Here is a 16774-nt window from a genome sequence, read left to right on the forward strand (position 1 = left end):
CTGGTTCGGGGCCCCACACATGTCCTCGTCGCCGGACGGGCGGGCTCGCGGTGGCCCCCGCGGCCGTCATCCCGGCCGCACGGCCAGCGCCAGCGTGCGGCGGGCCGAGGCCACCACCGCCGCGTCGACGAACCGGCCGTCCGGCAGGGCCAGCGCGCCCTCGTCCGTCGCGGCCGCCTCCACGATCTCGGCCGCCGCCTCGACCTCCCGCGGCGTCGGGCGGAACGCGCGCTCGATGACCGGGAGCTGGCGGGGGTGGATCGCCGCCCGCCCCAGGAAGCCCAGCGCCCGGCCGCGCGCGCAGGACGCCCCCAGGCCGTCCAGGTCCCGCACGTCCGTGAACACCGACTGGGCGGGTGGCACGAGTCCCGCCGCACGGGCGGCGACGACGACCCGGCTGCGCGACCAGTCGAGCCCGGCATCGTCCCGTACCCCCAGATCGGCCCGGAGGTCGGCCTCGCCCAGGGCGATGGCGCGCACCTGGGGATGGGCGGAGGCGACCGTGTAGGCGTGCTCGATGCCGAGCGCCGATTCCAGCAGCGGACAGAGTGCGACCCCCGGCGCCACGGCCGCGATGTGGTGGACGGAGGCGGCGTGCGTGATCTTCGGCAGCCGGAATTCGGCGAGCCCCGGCAGTCCGGCCAGGGCGACGACATCCGCCTCGGTGTGGACCCGGACATGGATCGGCACGGCGGTGTCCGCCACCGGCTCGGACAGCAGCTCGGCGGTGGCCGACCGCGCGTACTCCTTGCGGTCCGGTGCGACCGCGTCCTCCAGATCGACGATCACCACGTCCGCGCCCGCGTCGCGTGCCTTGCGCACCACTTCGGGCCGGTCCCCGGGCACGTACAGGAAGGTGAGGGGGACCGTCGCCGTCACAGGACGCGCTCCGCCCGCAGCGCCGCGATCTCCTGGCCCGACAGACCCAGGGCGGTGAGGATCTCGTCGGTGTCCGCACCGTGCGGCCGGCCCGCCCAGCGGATCGCGCCCGGTGTCGCCGAGAGGCGGAACAGGACGTTCTGCATCCGCAGCGGTCCCAGCTCCGGGTCGTCCACCTCGGTGACGGAGTCCAGGGCCCGGTACTGCGGGTCCTCCATCACGTCCTGGATGCCGTGGACGGGTGCGATGGCCGCCTCCGCCTTCTCGAACGCGCAGACGGCCTCCTCGCGGGTGTGCCGGGCGACCCAGTCGCCGACCGCCTCGTCGAGTTCGTCGGAGTGCTCGGCGCGGGTGCTGCCGGAGCCGAACCAGGGCTCGTCGATCAGTTCGGGCCGGCCCACCAGACGCATGACCCGTTCGGCGACCGACTGCGCGGAGGTGGAGACGGCGACCCAGTGCCCGTCCGAGGTGCGGTAGGTGTTGCGCGGGGCATTGTTCCGGGAGCGGTTGCCGGTGCGCGGCTGTACGTAGCCGAGCTGGTCGTACCAGACCGGCTGCGGGCCGAGCACGGTCAGGATCGGCTCGATGATCGCCATGTCGACGACCTGCCCCTCCCCGGTCCTGTCGCGTCCGGCGAGCGCGGCCATCACGGCGTACGCGGTGGCCAGCGCCGCGATCGAGTCGGCGAGCCCGAACGGCGGCAGCGTGGGCGGTCCGTCCGGTTCCCCGGTGATCGCGGCGAACCCGCTCATCGCCTCGGCCAGGGTGCCGAAGCCGGGACGGTGCGCATACGGACCGAACTGACCGAAGCCGGTGACCCGGGCCAGCACCAGCCGCGGATTGACGGCGTGCAGCTCCGCCCAGCCGAGACCCCAGCGCTCCAGGGTGCCGGGCCGGAAGTTCTCGATGATCACATCGGTCCCGGCGGCCAGCCGGAGCAGGATGTCGCGCCCGCCGGGGCTGGACAGGTCGAGGGTCAGATTGCGCTTGTTGCGGCCGAGGAGTTTCCACCACAGGCCGACGCCGTCCTTCGCGGGCCCGTGCCCGCGCGACGGATCGGGCTTGCGCGGATGCTCGACCTTGATCACCTCGGCGCCGAAGTCACCGAGCATGGTGGCGGAGAGAGGGCCCGCGAAGAGCGTGGCGAGGTCGATGACCCGCAGCCCGGTCAGCGGCGCCTGCGCGGTCGTGTTCATGCGGCGTCGATCTCACTGCGGTACGGCATGGAGGTCGAGGCGCCCGGCCGCTGTACGCACAGCGCGGCGGCGGCCGATGCCCAGGCCAGCGACTCGGGTACGGGCCGTCGCTCGCCGAGCGCCACGGCGAGCGTCCCGACGAAGGTGTCCCCGGCCCCGGTGGAGTCGACCGCGGTGACCTCGGGGGCGGGGAAGAGAACGGGCTCGCCGCCCCGGGCCGCGTACAGGCAGCCCTTCGAGCCGAGTGTGACCACCACCGCGGGGACCTGGCCGAGCAGCAGCTGCGCCGCCGCATGGGGGTCGGTGGCGCCGGTGAGCGCGGCCGCCTCGTGCTCGTTGGGGATCAGCAGGTCGACACAGTCGAGGAGTTCGGCGGGCAGGGACTGTACGGGGGACGGGGTGAGGATGGTCCGTACGCCCTGGGCGTGGGCCACGCGCGCACCCTCCAGCACGGCGGACAGCGGCAGCTCCAGCTGGAGCAGCAGCAGATCGGCCCCGGCGATGGCGGCCATCTCGCCGGGGCCGAGAGCGGTGACGGTGCCGTTGGCGCCGGGGATCACCACGATGGAGTTGGAACCCAGGTCGTCGACGACGATGTGCGCGGTGCCGCTGGGGCCCTCGGCCGTGTGCAGCAGATCGGTGCCGACGCCCGCGTGCTCCAGGCTGGAGCGCAGCACGGCGCCGTACTCGTCGTCGCCGACCGCGCCGATCATCGTCACGCCGCCGCCCGCGCGGGCGGCGGCGACGGCCTGGTTGGCGCCCTTGCCGCCGGGAACGGTACGGAACTCCCGTCCGGTGACGGTCTCTCCTCGCTCCGGAGCCCGTGCGACATACGCGACGAGATCCATATTGGTGCTGCCGAGCACCGCGATGCCGGTCATGGGCGGAGTGCCTCCTCGAGGGTGAGCCGGTGGGTCTGTTCGGCGAGGGCGTCGAAGCCGATGGAGTCGAATCCGGCGACCGACGTGGCGAGACGGTTCTTCAGCGGGGCGGTCCAGCGGTCGGGCAGCGCGCCGGGGCTCCCGGCCAGCAGTCCGGCCAGTGAACCGGCGGTCGCGCCGTTGGAGTCGGTGTCCCAGCCGCCCGACACCGCACGGCAGACGGAGTCGGAGTAGTCGCCGTCGGCGTGGGTGAGGGCCGCGGCCAGCAGAGCGGCGTTGGGCAGCACATGGACCCAGTGGTACGCGCCGTACTCGGCGTGCAGCCGGTCGGCCACCGCGTCGAAGCCGCTCTCGCCACGGGCCGCCGCGATGCCGAAGCGCACCGCGTGCGCGAACCGCGAACGCGGCGGCACGACGCGCAGCCCGGCGGCCAGACAGCCGTGCACGTCGTGCGCGCCGCCGGCCGCTTCGGCGAGTGCGGCGGCGGCGAACATCGCCCCGTACACCCCGTTGGCGGTGTGGGTGAGGACCGCGTCCCGGTGGGCCTGCTCCGCCGCGGCCGACGGGTCGCCCGGATGCGTCCAGCCGTGCACATCGGCCCGGATCTGCGCACCGATCCACTCCCGGAACGGATTGCGGTACCGGGCGGTGAGCGGGGGAACGATCCCGTCCAGCAGATTGCGGTACGCGACCCGCTCGGCGGTGAACGTGCGGCCGGCCGGGAGTTCGTCGAGCCACAGCCGGGCGAGATCACAGGTGGTGAAGGACGGACCGTACCGCTGGAGCAGCAACAGGGTGAGCAGGGGGTGGTCGAGGTCGTCGTCCTCCGGCATGCCGTCGATGTTCTCGGCCAGGGAGGTGGACGCGGAGCGACGGTTCCAGGGGTAGGTGGCGGCCAGCTCGGCGGGCAGCCCCTTGGCGGTGAACCACGTGGTCAGCGGCCAGTTGCCGGTGGCGCGGGCCAGTGCGCGGATACCGGCGAGCGGCAGTTTCTCGACGGGTTTGCCGAGCAGACAGCCGGCGGCCCGGCCCAGCCAGGCGGCGTGCAGCCGCTCGTGGCTCACCGGCGTCGGGTCCGTGCGGGGGGCCGGCCAGTTCGGACAGGCGGCCCGGACCGCGGCCAGGTCGGTCGGTTCGTCCGCCTCCAACGGCGATTCCAGCAGGGCGAGTTCGTCGAGCAGCCGCTCGGCGAGCGCGCGCAGCTCCGGTGCCGGAGGGGTCGACGCGCCGGCCCGTTCCGGCGCGGGGGCGCCGCCCGCCTCGTACCACCGGCGGGCGACCTCCCTTGCGTCCCGCCCGTCCTCGGCGGCCTGGCGCAGCTCGTGCCCGACCAGGTCCTCGGGCTGCACCCACGTCACCCGGAGGGTCATGGCGTACCCGCCAGCGCGGCGAACGCCGACTCGTGGTTGCGGCGCCGGACCGTGTCCCGTACGAACACCTCGCGGGCGACGCCCGCCAGGGCCCGCGCGGGGGCGTGCAGATCGAGCCGGCTGGCCTCGGCGACCGTTCTCACCCAGTCGGCGGGGATCGACGGTTCGCCGTGGAGCGCGCCCGCGACGGCACCGCTCATGGTGGCGATCGAGTCGCAGTCCCGGCCGTAGTTCACCGAGCCGAGGACCGCGTGCCGGTAGTCGCCGTCCGCGACGAGCAGCATGCCGAGCGCGATGGGGAGTTCCTCGATGGCGTGCAGCCGGGACGGCCGACGGGCGCCGAGGGAGGGGGCGCGGTAGTCGGGGCCCACGGTGTCGAAGGGCGCGACGGCGGCGCGCAGCGGAGCGAGCGCGGTCTCGAAGTCGCGGTGACGGACGGCCACTTCGCACACCGCCTCGATGGCGGACCGGGTGCCGTCCTTGGCGAGCGACAGACAGGTCTCGACGACACCGGCGGGCGTCGCGTCCGGGGCGCACGCGGCGGCGACGGCCGCGGCGAAGACTCCGGCCGCCTCCCTGCCGTAGGAGGACTGATGGGCGCCGGCGACATCCAGCGCCTCGGCGTACGCGGCCTCCGGGTGGGCGGCGTTGACCAGGCCGACCGGTGCCATGTACATCGCCGCACCGCAGTTGACGATGTTTCCGGAACCCGCCTCGCGCGGATCGACATGGCCGTAGTGCAGCCGCGCGACGATCCACTTCTCGGCGAGGAAGATCCGCTGGAGCGGCAGTGCGTCGGCCTCCAGCTCCGGAATCCAGCGGGGGGTGGAGATCAGCTCCGGCACGAGGTGGTCGGCGACCGCGTACGCGTCGAGGTGGTCGCGCACGGCGTCGTACACCCGTACCAGCGCATGGGTCATCAAGGTGTCGTCGGTGACGTGTCCGTCGCCCTTGTGGTACGGGGCGATGGGGCGGGCCGTACGCCAGTCGTCGCCGTCCCACGGGCCGACGATGCCGCTGATCCGCCCGCCGTGGCGGGCCACGATCTGCTCGGGGGGCCGGCCCTCGACCGGACCGCCGAGAGCGTCGCCGACCGCGGCGCCGACGAGCGCTCCCGTGATCCGTTCATCGAGTGTGAGTGCCGTGGTTCTCGCCCCGGACCGTACGGGCGTCATGGATGTCATGCCCGAATTGTCCACCCATGGGCTTCGGTTCCGTGGCTGCCAGCAGCCCGGCGAGTTCGATCAGATCGGTCCCCGCGAGACGGGGCAGCGCACACCCCGCCAAGGTGCGGCAGGCGTCGCGCCAGCCGTCCGGGACGGCGTCGATGCCGCAGAGCGCGCCGGTCAGCGCGCCGGCCAGCGCGGGCGCGGAGTCGGCCACCCGTGACAGGCACGCCGCCGCGGGAACGGCCTGGGCGATCCGGCCGCGGGCCGCGGTGGCCAGGGCGAGCGCGACCGGGACGGTCTCGGCGGCGGCGATCCCGTAGCTGTAGACGTGGTCGACGATCTGATGCTCCAGCACCGGTACCAGGGCGAACGCGCCCGCCGCCTCGCCGACGAAGTCACGGGCGATCCGGACGGCATGGGCGGCGTTGCGGGCGATCTCCGTGCCGTCGGGGAGCTGCGCGAGCGCGGCGTTCACCGCCCTGTCCACATCCGCGCCGCCCAGCGCCTCGGCGATCGCTGCCGCCATCGCGCGGGCGCCGTGCACCCCGTCGCCGTCCTGCGTGTAGCGGGCGTCGAACTCGGCGAGGTCGGCGGCGGCCGCCGGGTCGGCGGGGTGGGCGACGGCGAGCACGGCGGCCCGTACGCAGGCCGCGTCGTCGAAGTAGTGCGGGTTGTCGTGACCGGTGGCGGGCGGGCGCAACCCGGCGGCGAGATTCCCGAGTCCGGCCCGTACCGAGATCCGGGCGCGCAGCGGGAGCACCGCCGATTCGACCTCGGGGGCGCGGGCGGCAGCCGCGGCGACCTCGGCCGCCAGCGCGTTCCAGGCGACGTCGACGGCGGCCCGCATCCGGTGTTCGGGGGACAGCCCGTGCAGCGGACCCGCTGTCGAGGCGAGCACGGTCCCGGCGGCGAACGCCGCCCATTCGGCGTCGTCGGACGGCCCGAGCCGCAGGGGTTCGGGCGGCTGGTTGAGGGCGATGGGGACGGGCAGCGTGGTCGTGGCGTTCTGCTCGGCGAAGGTGTCGAGCTCCCGGGTGAGACGCCGGGTCCATTCGGGCATCCGGGCGGCCCGGTGCCGTGCGGCGGGCCACCCGGCGGCGTCCCCGGCGGCGAGCCCGAGCAACAGACCCTCGATCCGGGCCCGATGGCCGGGGGAGGGGCGGGTGCGGAACCGGGCGGACGCGGAAGCAGGGGCGCGCGGGGCGCCGCGGTGGATGTCGTGCGGGGCGTCCCGGTCCGCTTCGTCCGCGGTGGCGGGTGCGACGGGGGCGTTGTGCGCCGGTCCGGCCGCGGACGCGCGAGGTGTGCCGCTCGCGTCCGCACGCGGGTGGTCCCGTGCCGGGCCGTCCTGGCCGACGGCGGACGCGGTGTGCTCGGCGGCGTGCGCCCGTCCGCCCTCGGGCGTACGGGCTTCACCCCGCCCGTCCCCGTACGTGTCGTCCGTGTCGTCCGGGGTGAGCAACTCCGCGATGTCCAGGACGTGATAGCCCCGCATCGACGGCAGGCAGCTGCCCCGGACCGGGCCGATCGCCTCCCCCCAGTGCCGCGGAATCGCCGACGCCCCGTGGAGGGCGCCGGCCAGGGCCCCCGCCACCGCGGCCGTCGTGTCCGCGTCGCGGCCCATGTTGACCGCGGTCAGCACCGCCGTGCGGAAGTCGCCGCGCGCCGCCGCGAACGCTCCGAAGGCCAGGCCGACCGCCTCGGGGGCCAGGTCCGTCCACGGATAGCCGCCGACGACCACCGCGGAGCGCACCGCGCGTTCCCCGGTGAGCCGGTCGGGGTACGTGCGCTGCGCGGCGGCCACGGCGCGCCGCAGCGAACGCGCCGTCCAGGAGTCCATGGGGACGACGGACAGCGCGGCGGCGATCACCGACGCGACCCCGGCGCCCGCCATCGCGGCGGCCACCCCGGCCGCCACCGCCTGGCCGCCGTAGATGCCCTCCCCGTCATGGCTGACCCGCCCGTCGACCGCGACCAGGCGTGCCGCCTCGTCCGGACGGCCCGCCGCGAAGACACCGAACGGCGCCGCCCGCATCGCCAGGCCGTCGCTCCAGGCGTGCCGGTGCTGGGCGGAGATCGGGGCGGCCAGACCCCGGCGCAGATTCTCCAGCGTGCCCCGCTCGCTGAACCCGGCACCGCGGAAGGGCCCTTCGTCCAGGTCGGCGATCCACAGGTGCCACGCCCGCTCCACATGGGTGACCGTCAGCGCCGAACCGTGCCGCGCGAGGAGCAGCCCGGAGAAGATCGCGTACTCCGTGTCGTCCGTGCCCGCGGGGTCGTCGCTCACGAAGCCCTCGATCCGGCCCCAGCGACGGCGGATCTCGGACGGCCGCAGGTTCTCCGCCGGTGCGCCCAGCGCATCACCGACCGCGAGGCCGAGCAGTGCGCCCCGGGCCCGGTCGCCCAGGTCCTCCCCGAGTGCGCCGCCGCGTACCGCCGCTCGGGCGTCATGCGTCCGAGGTTCCGCCGGATTTTCTGCAATCGACTCCATCGCGTCGACCCTTCGCTCGCACCGGGCCCGTTCTCGTGCCTCCTCGATATGTGCCACGCGGAGCCTCGGCAGAGGCCGAAATCGCGACAAAAGGGCCAGTCGGATGATGGCTCGGAAGTGGCAAGGCAGGCCGTACTTACCTGGTCAGAGGGCAGGTAAGTACGGCCTGCCTTGCTGGCGGGGGCTCATTTTCGTGCGTACTTTCGATGGTGCTGAGCGGGGGCGGAGCGCGTGGAACCCGCTGCCGGAGAAGGGGAGAGCTGTGTCCATCATCGAGACCGACGCCGTACTGCACGAGGCGCACCGCGACAACCACACCCACCGTGATGTGAACGGCGGCTGGCTGCGCCCGGCGGTGTTCGGTGCCATGGACGGGCTCGTCTCCAACCTCGCGCTGATGACCGGCGTCGCGGGTGGCGCCGTCTCCCAGCAGACGATCGTGATCACGGGTCTGGCGGGCCTGGCCGCCGGAGCCTTCTCCATGGCGGCCGGCGAATACACCTCCGTCGCCTCGCAGCGTGAGCTCGTCGAGGCCGAACTCGACGTCGAGCGGCGCGAGTTGCGCAAGCATCCCAAGGACGAGGAGCGGGAGCTCGCCGCGCTCTACGAGTCCCGCGGCGTCGAGCCCGGTCTCGCCCGCGAGGTCGCGCGCCAGCTGTCGCGCGATCCGGAGCAGGCCCTGGAGATCCACGCCCGCGAGGAGCTCGGCATCGATCCGGGCGATCTGCCCTCGCCGCTCGTCGCCGCGGTGTCGTCGTTCGGCGCGTTCGCGCTGGGGGCCCTGTTGCCCGTGCTGCCGTATCTGCTCGGCGCGAGCGCGTTGTGGCCGGCCGTGCTGCTGGCCCTGGTCGGACTGTTCGCCTGCGGTGCGGTGGTGGCCAGGGTGACGGCGCGCAGCTGGCTGTACAGCGGGCTGCGGCAGCTGGCGCTCGGCGGGGCCGCCGCGGCGATCACCTACGGTCTGGGCACGCTGTTCGGTGTGGCCGTCGGAGGCTGACCGCGTGGACGGGGGCATGACATGGAGCCCGTCCGGCCGGAGGTGTCGTCCTCGCGTGCCGGGCGGGCTTCGTTCCGTGACGTGTCCGCCATCGGTGTGACGTACGTCTTGGGGTCCGCCTCTGGGCGGACCGGTTCCGCCCGACGTAAAATGAGTCTCTATGCAGCGCTACACATAAGTAGCCGTTACCCGGCGGTTTCATTTCCTTCGCCGCCGGGCATGAGCCGTAGACACCGCGGGCAACGACGCCTGCTCTCTGCGGTCCCCCCGGGCGCCGATCCTCCGACTGCGACCCACCCCCACCGCCTCAGGCGGTGTCCGGATGTTGGAACGGACTATCCGCTTCTTGAGAAGCGCCCCATCATGTAACCTGCACGAAATTTCGCAGAGGGCCAACGTCGTCCCTCGGCACTGCACATGCCACGACGACGACGGGAGAGCCCATGCGTACCGACGCCTGGTCGCCCATGGACGGTCGCCCCGCCCGGCAGGGGCTGTACGACCCCCGTAACGAGCACGACGCCTGCGGTGTCGGGTTCGTGGCCACCCTGACCGGTGTGGCCAGCCATGAGCTGGTCGAGCAGGCGCTGACCGTACTGCGCAATCTCGAACACCGCGGTGCCACCGGATCCGAGCCCGACTCCGGTGACGGAGCCGGAATCCTCCTCCAGGTGCCGGACGCCTTCCTCCGCGACGAGGTCGCCTTCGACCTCCCCGAGGCCGGTGCCTACGGTGTCGGAATCGCCTTCCTGCCCGCGGACGACTCCACCGAGGCCGTCCGGAAGCTGGAGAAGATCTCCGCCGAGGAGGGCCTCAGGGTCCTCGGCTGGCGTCAGGTCCCGGTCACCCCGGACATCCTCGGCAAGGGCGCCCGCGCCACCATGCCGGAATTCCGTCAGCTCTTCGTCACGGACGGCGAGAGCACCGGCATCGCGCTCGACCGCAAGGCCTTCGTGCTGCGCAAGCGCGCCGAGCGGGAGGCCGGGGTGTACTTCCCCTCGCTCTCCGCCCGCACGATCGTCTACAAGGGCATGCTCACCACGGGGCAGCTGGAACCGTTCTTCCCGGACCTCTCCGACCGCCGCTTCGCCACCGCCGTGGCACTGGTGCACTCACGTTTCTCCACGAACACCTTCCCGAGCTGGCCGCTCGCCCACCCGTACCGCTTCGTCGCGCACAACGGCGAGATCAACACGGTCAAGGGCAACCGCAACTGGATGAAGGCCCGCGAGTCCCAGCTCGCCACCAGCCTCTTCGGGGCTGCGCAGCTGGACCGGATCTTCCCCGTCTGCACCCCGGACGCCTCCGACTCCGCCTCCTTCGACGAGGTCCTGGAGCTGCTCCACCTCGGCGGCCGGTCGCTGCCGCACTCGGTGCTGATGATGGTCCCCGAGGCGTGGGAGAGCCCCGAATCCCAGAAGGCCATGGATCCGGCCCGCCGCGCCTTCTACCAGTACCACTCCACGATGATGGAGCCCTGGGACGGCCCGGCCTGCGTCACCTTCACGGACGGTACCCAGGTCGGTGCGGTGCTGGACCGCAACGGTCTGCGCCCGGGCCGCTACTGGGTCACCGACGACGGTCTCGTCGTGCTCTCCTCCGAGGTCGGTGTCCTGGACATCGACCCCGCGAAGGTGGTCCGCAAGGGACGCCTCCAGCCCGGCAGGATGTTCCTCGTGGACACGGCCGAGGGCCGCATCATCGAGGACGACGAGATCAAGGCGGCCCTCGCCGCCGAGCAGCCGTACCAGGACTGGCTGGAGGCCGGCGAGATCGAGCTGGAGGACCTCCCCGAGCGGGAGCACATCGTGCACACGCACGCCTCCGTCACCCGCCGCCAGCAGACCTTCGGCTACACCGAGGAAGAGCTGCGCGTCATCCTCGCGCCGATGGCCCGCACCGCCGGCGAACCGCTCGGCTCCATGGGTACGGACTCGCCGATCGCCGCCCTGTCCGAGCGCCCCCGGCTGCTCTTCGACTACTTCACCCAGCTGTTCGCGCAGGTCACCAACCCCCCGCTGGACGCCATCCGCGAGGAGCTCGTCACCTCGCTGCGCTCCACGCTCGGCCCGCAGGGCAATCTGCTGAAGCCGATCGCCGCGTCCTGCCGCAGTGTCACGCTGCCGTTCCCGGTGATCGACAACGACGAGCTGGCCAAGCTGATACACATCAACGCCGACGGCGACATGCCGGGGATGAAGGCCGCCACGCTCTCCGGTCTCTACCGGGTCGGTGGCGGCGGCGAGGCCCTCGCCGCGCGGATCGAGCAGATCTGCGCCGAGGTCGACGCCGCCATAGAGGACGGCGCCCGCCTGATCGTCCTGTCCGACCGGCACTCCGACGCCGAGCACGCGCCGATCCCCTCGCTGCTGCTCACCTCCGCCGTCCACCACCACCTCATCCGCACCAAGCAGCGCACCCAGGTCGGTCTGCTGGTCGAGGCCGGGGACGTCCGCGAGGTCCACCACGTCGCGCTGCTCATCGGTTACGGTGCCGCCGCGGTCAACCCGTACCTGGCGATGGAGTCCGTCGAGGACCTGGTCCGCGCCGGTACGTTCATCGAGGGCATCGAGCCCGAGAAGGCCATCCGGAACCTGATCCACGCGCTCGGCAAGGGCGTCCTGAAGGTCATGTCCAAGATGGGCATCTCGACGGTCGCCTCCTATCGCGGCGCCCAGGTCTTCGAGGCCGTCGGCCTGAACGAGGACTTCGTCGCGAAGTACTTCAACGGCACCGCAACCAAGATCGGCGGCGCCGGACTCGATGTCATCGCCGAGGAGGTCGCCGCCCGGCACGCCAAGGGCTACCCCGCCTCCGGCATCTCCGCCTCGCACCGTGCGCTGGAGATCGGCGGCGAGTACCAGTGGCGCCGCGAGGGCGAGCCGCACCTGTTCGACCCGGAGACGGTCTTCCGTCTCCAGCACGCCACGCGCACCAAGCGCTACGACATCTTCAAGAAGTACACGGACCGGGTGAACGAGCAGTCCGAGCGCCTGATGACGCTGCGTGGTCTGTTCCGCCTCAAGAGCGACCGTGAGGCGATCCCGGTCGACGAGGTCGAGCCCGTCTCCGACATCGTCAAGCGCTTCTCCACCGGCGCCATGTCGTACGGCTCGATCTCCCGCGAGGCGCACGAGACCCTCGCCATCGCCATGAACCGGCTGGGCGGCAAGTCCAACACCGGTGAGGGCGGCGAGGACGCGGACCGGCTCCACGACCCGGCGCGCCGCTCGTCGATCAAGCAGGTCGCCTCCGGTCGCTTCGGCGTGACCAGCGAGTACCTGGTCAACGCGGACGACATCCAGATCAAGATGGCGCAGGGTGCCAAGCCCGGCGAGGGCGGCCAGCTGCCCGGCCACAAGGTCTACCCGTGGGTCGCGAAGACCCGGCACTCCACCCCGGGTGTCGGCCTGATCTCCCCGCCGCCGCACCACGACATCTACTCCATCGAGGACCTGGCTCAGCTGATCCACGACCTCAAGAACGCCAACCCGGCGGCCCGCATCCACGTGAAGCTGGTCTCCGAGGTCGGCGTCGGCACGGTTGCCGCGGGTGTCTCCAAGGCGCACGCGGATGTCGTCCTGATCTCCGGCCACGACGGCGGAACGGGCGCCTCCCCGCTCACCTCGCTGAAGCACGCGGGCGGTCCCTGGGAGCTGGGCCTCGCCGAGACCCAGCAGACCCTGCTGCTCAACGGTCTGCGCGACCGGATCGTCGTGCAGACCGACGGCCAGCTGAAGACCGGCCGCGACGTCGTGATCGCCGCGCTGCTGGGCGCCGAGGAGTTCGGTTTCGCGACCGCGCCGCTCGTCGTCTCCGGCTGCGTCATGATGCGCGTCTGTCACCTGGACACCTGCCCGGTCGGCATCGCCACCCAGAACCCGGTCCTGCGGAGCCGGTTCTCCGGCAAGGCCGAGTACGTCGTCAACTTCTTCGAGTTCATCGCCCAGGAGGCCCGTGAGCTCCTCGCCGAGCTGGGCTTCCGTACGATCGAGGAGGCCGTCGGCCACGCCGAGCTGCTCGACACCGACCGCGCGATCACCCACTGGAAGGCACAGGGCCTCGACCTGGAGCCCCTGTTCCACGTCCCGGAGCTGCCCGAGGGCGCGGTCCGTCACCAGCGGATCGAGCAGGACCACGGTCTCGCCAAGGCACTCGACAACGAGCTGATCAGGCTCGCCGCCGACGCCCTGAACGCGGAGAACGCCGAGGCCGCCCAGCCGGTCCGGGCCCAGATCGCGATCCGGAACATCAACCGGACCGTCGGCACCATGCTCGGCCACGAGGTGACGAAGAAGTTCGGCGGCGCCGGTCTGCCGCAGGACACCATCGACATCACGTTCACCGGCTCCGCCGGCCAGTCCTTCGGCGCGTTCGTGCCGAGCGGAGTGACCCTGCGCCTGGAGGGCGACGCCAACGACTACGTCGGCAAGGGCCTGTCCGGTGGCCGCGTCGTCGTCCGCCCGGACCGCGGCGCCGACCACCTCGCCGAGTACTCCACCATCGCGGGCAACACGATCGCCTACGGCGCCACCGGCGGCGAGCTGTTCCTGCGCGGCCGGACCGGTGAGCGCTTCTGCGTCCGCAACTCCGGCGCGACGGTCGTCTCGGAAGGCGTGGGCGACCACGGCTGCGAGTACATGACCGGCGGCCGCGCCGTCGTGCTCGGGGAGACCGGACGCAACTTCGCCGCGGGCATGTCGGGCGGCGTCGCGTACGTCATCGACCTGGACCGCGACAACGTCAACTCCGGCAACCTCGGCGCGATCGAGGCCCTCTCCGACACCGACGAGCAGTGGCTGCACGACGTGGTGCGCCGCCATCAGGAGGAGACCGGGTCCACGGTCGCCGAGAAGCTGCTCGCCGAGTGGGACAGCGCCGACGGCGGCGCCTCCCGCTTCAGCAAGATCATCCCGTCCACGTACAAGGCAGTGCTCGCCGCCAAGGACGCCGCTGAGCTCGCCGGTCTCTCCGAACAGGAGACCACCGAGAAGATGATGGAGGCGGCGACCAATGGCTGACCCCAAGGGCTTCCTGACCACCGGGCGCGCGGTCGCCGAGACCCGCCCCGTGGGCGAGCGTGTCAAGGACTGGAACGAGGTCTACGTTCCGGGCTCGCTGCTCCCGATCATCAGCAAGCAGGCCGGCCGCTGCATGGACTGCGGCATCCCGTTCTGCCACAACGGCTGTCCGCTCGGAAACCTCATCCCCGAGTGGAACGACTACGCCTACCGCGAGGACTGGACGGCCGCGTCCGAGCGCCTGCACGCCACGAACAACTTCCCGGAGTTCACCGGGCGGCTCTGCCCGGCCCCGTGCGAGTCGGCGTGCGTGCTCGGCATCAACCAGCCGGCCGTCACCATCAAGAACGTCGAAGTCTCCATCATCGACAAGGCGTGGGACAGCGGCGACGTCACCCCGCAGCCGCCCGAGCGGCTCTCCGGCAAGACCGTCGCCGTCATCGGCTCGGGCCCGGCGGGCCTCGCCGCCGCCCAGCAGCTGACCCGGGCCGGTCACACGGTCGCCGTCTACGAGCGCGCGGACCGCATCGGAGGTCTTCTCCGTTACGGCATCCCCGAGTTCAAGATGGAGAAGTCGCACATCAACCGCCGCATCGAGCAGATGCGCGCGGAAGGCACCAAGTTCCGCACGGAGACGGAGATCGGCAGGGACATCGACGCCGCCAAGCTCCGCCGCCGCTACGACGCGGTCGTCATCGCCGCCGGTGCCACCGTCTCCCGCGATCTGCCCGTCCCGGGCCGTGAGCTGAACGGCGTGCACTTCGCCATGGAGTACCTGCCGCTCGCCAACAAGGTGCAGGAGGGCGACCTGACGGTCTCCCCGATCACCGCCGAGGGCAAGCACGTCGTCGTCATCGGCGGCGGCGACACCGGCGCCGACTGCGTCGGCACCGCCCACCGCCAGGGCGCGCTCTCCGTCACCCAGCTGGAGATCCTGCCCCGGCCGGGCGAGGACCGTAACGCCAACCAGCCCTGGCCGACCTTCCCGATGCTCTACAAGGTCACCTCCGCGCACGAGGAGGGCGGCGAGCGCGTGTACTCCGTGTCCACCACCCACTTCGAGGGCGACGAGGACGGCAATGTCCAGGCGCTGCACCTGGTCGAGGTGGAGTTCAAGGACGGCAGGCTGGAACAGAAGCCCGGCACCGAGCGGAAGATCCCCGCACAGCTGGTCACCCTGGCCATGGGCTTCACCGGCACCGACCAGTCCAACGGTCTGGTCCAGCAGTTCGGCCTGGAGCTCGACGAGCGCGGCAATGTCGCGCGCGACGCGGACTACGCCACCAACGTCGGCGGCGTGTTCGTCGCCGGTGACGCGGGCCGCGGCCAGTCCCTCATCGTGTGGGCCATCGCCGAGGGCCGCTCCGCGGCACGCGGTGTGGACCGCTTCCTGACCGGAGCCAGCGCCCTGCCGGCCCCGATCCGCCCGACGGACCGTGCCCTGGCGGTCTGAATCACGGCACACAAAGACGTCCCGTACAAAGGCGTACGGAACTGAACGCGGCGCCTGCCCGTCCCCGACCGGACGACCTCGGCAGGCGCCGTGGCGCGTTCCGGGACGGGCGGACCGCTCAGAGTCTGCCGGGCGACCCCTGATCGGGCGGACGTCCCCCGACAGGCTCTCAGCCCGTCAGCGCGGAGGTCTTCAGCACCACCAGCAGCACCAGCACGGCGAGGAGCACCGCACCCGCGGCCGCCTGAATCGTCGTCCGCCGCTTCGCCGGGGCGTACGCGTACGCGAGCGTGACGATGCCGCCCGTCAGGAGCCCGCCCAAGTGGCCCTGCCACGAGGTGAATCCGGCCGAGATCAGCATCCAGATCAGGAAGCCGGCCATGAACCGGTTCACCGCCTGCATGTCGCGGCCCAGGCGCCGGTTGATGACGTAGAAGGCCGCACCGAGACCGAAGACCGCACCCGAGGCACCCACGGTGGCGTCGAACGGGGCGATCAGATACACCAGGACCGAACCGCCCAGCGCGGACAGCAGATACAGCGTGAGGTAACGGGCCCGGCCCAGCTGCTCCTCGACGACCCGGCCCAGATTCCACAGCGCGTACATGTTGAAGAGGATGTGCAGCACCCCGAACGGCAGCGAACCGAAGGACGATCCGTCCGGCGGGAGATGCAGGAAGGCCCCGGTCAGCAGCCGGTACCACTCGCCGTCCACCACACCGGTCACGTCGAAGCCGGGGAAGTCCCCGGCCTCGTAGACGTACCGGCCTCCGTCCGGGCCGTTCAGTCCGGCACCGAGCATCGCGAACCGGTCGACGATCCCCGGGCGGACCAGCTCACCCAGGTACGCCAGGATGTTGAGGCCCATCAGTACGTACGTGACGAGCGGCACCGCCGTCCGGGACACCACGCCGCCGAACACCGTGCGTGCCTGCCGGACCGAACGCTGTCCTTCCTTCACGCACTCCACGCAGTGGTGGCCGACGGCGGCCTCCCGCATGCAGTCGGGGCAGATGAAGCGTTCGCAGCGGGTGCAGCTCACATACGTCTCGTACGACGGATGGCGATAACAGGTGGTGACCGCGGCCTCCACGGCAGGCTCCTTCACGGTGGGCGGACACGAGCGGCCGGTGGGGACGGCGGCGATCAAGATAGCGAACACCGCGGCCCCGGGCACATCCGGGTGCCTTACGGCCTCGCCCAGCGTCGCGGTGTCCGGGAGTTCCGCCTCCGGCGTTGTCGTCAGTCGCCGACGCTCCGGTCGACTCCCTCCTCCGCCTCGGATTCGAAGGCCCCGGACGCCGCCGCTCCTTCTCC

At 72.1% G+C, this 16774-nt stretch carries 10 protein-coding genes and 1 pseudogene; 3 read left to right on the forward strand and 8 right to left on the reverse strand.

The window, feature by feature from the left end; translation table 11 throughout:
• Positions 1–66 precede the first annotated feature (66 nt).
• The 7 genes and pseudogenes from ACIQCZ_RS22370 to ACIQCZ_RS22400 all read right to left on the reverse strand — a co-directional run.
• Positions 67–879: an HpcH/HpaI aldolase/citrate lyase family protein gene (locus ACIQCZ_RS22370; protein ID WP_402284460.1), complete on the reverse strand. Its 813-nt coding sequence runs from the start codon at positions 877–879 to the stop codon at positions 67–69.
• Positions 876–2075, reverse strand: coding sequence for a CaiB/BaiF CoA transferase family protein (locus ACIQCZ_RS22375; RefSeq protein ID WP_402284462.1), 1200 nt, complete (start codon positions 2073–2075; stop codon positions 876–878). Before ACIQCZ_RS22375 ends, ACIQCZ_RS22370 begins: the two co-directional genes overlap by 4 nt.
• Positions 2072–2956, reverse strand: coding sequence for a ribokinase (rbsK, locus tag ACIQCZ_RS22380; RefSeq protein ID WP_402284463.1), 885 nt, complete (start codon positions 2954–2956; stop codon positions 2072–2074). The genes ACIQCZ_RS22375 and rbsK overlap by 4 nt, the downstream gene beginning before the upstream one ends.
• Positions 2953–4326 carry an ADP-ribosylglycohydrolase family protein gene (locus ACIQCZ_RS22385; RefSeq protein ID WP_402284464.1) on the reverse strand — a complete coding sequence of 458 codons (1374 nt, stop codon included), beginning with the start codon at positions 4324–4326 and terminating at the stop codon, positions 2953–2955. Before ACIQCZ_RS22385 ends, rbsK begins: the two co-directional genes overlap by 4 nt.
• Complete coding sequence (locus tag ACIQCZ_RS22390) at positions 4323–5501, reverse strand: ADP-ribosylglycohydrolase family protein (RefSeq protein ID WP_402284678.1); 1179 nt, start codon at positions 5499–5501, stop codon at positions 4323–4325. Before ACIQCZ_RS22390 ends, ACIQCZ_RS22385 begins: the two co-directional genes overlap by 4 nt.
• On the reverse strand, positions 5452–6630 hold the full coding sequence (locus tag ACIQCZ_RS22395) for an ADP-ribosylglycohydrolase family protein (protein ID WP_402284679.1): 1179 nt from the start codon (positions 6628–6630) through the stop codon (positions 5452–5454). Before ACIQCZ_RS22395 ends, ACIQCZ_RS22390 begins: the two co-directional genes overlap by 50 nt.
• Before the next feature lie 465 nt (positions 6631–7095).
• Positions 7096–7986: pseudogene (locus ACIQCZ_RS22400) on the reverse strand (ADP-ribosylglycohydrolase family protein); the annotation flags it as partial.
• A gap of 262 nt (positions 7987–8248) precedes the next feature.
• Here ACIQCZ_RS22400 and ACIQCZ_RS22405 point away from each other — a divergent pair.
• The 3 genes from ACIQCZ_RS22405 (at position 8249) to ACIQCZ_RS22415 (ending at position 15457) form a co-directional block, all read left to right on the forward strand.
• A complete protein-coding gene (locus ACIQCZ_RS22405) occupies positions 8249–8983 on the forward strand; it encodes a VIT1/CCC1 transporter family protein (RefSeq protein ID WP_402284466.1) in 735 nt (244 codons plus the stop codon).
• Between the two features lie 443 nt (positions 8984–9426).
• The gene (gene gltB, locus ACIQCZ_RS22410) at positions 9427–14004 is read left to right on the forward strand and encodes a glutamate synthase large subunit (RefSeq protein ID WP_402284467.1); all 4578 of its coding nucleotides are present in this window, start codon (positions 9427–9429) and stop codon (positions 14002–14004) included.
• Positions 13997–15457: a glutamate synthase subunit beta gene (locus ACIQCZ_RS22415; protein ID WP_402284468.1), complete on the forward strand. Its 1461-nt coding sequence runs from the start codon at positions 13997–13999 to the stop codon at positions 15455–15457. The genes gltB and ACIQCZ_RS22415 overlap by 8 nt, the downstream gene beginning before the upstream one ends.
• Before the next feature lie 169 nt (positions 15458–15626).
• On the opposite strand, the gene ACIQCZ_RS22420 is transcribed toward ACIQCZ_RS22415, so the two are convergent.
• Complete coding sequence (locus ACIQCZ_RS22420) at positions 15627–16550, reverse strand: rhomboid family intramembrane serine protease (RefSeq protein WP_402284470.1); 924 nt, start codon at positions 16548–16550, stop codon at positions 15627–15629.
• Positions 16551–16774 lie beyond the last annotated feature (224 nt).

Source organism: Streptomyces sp. NPDC093149 (genome assembly GCF_044754145.1).
GTDB lineage: Bacteria > Actinomycetota > Actinomycetes > Streptomycetales > Streptomycetaceae > Streptomyces.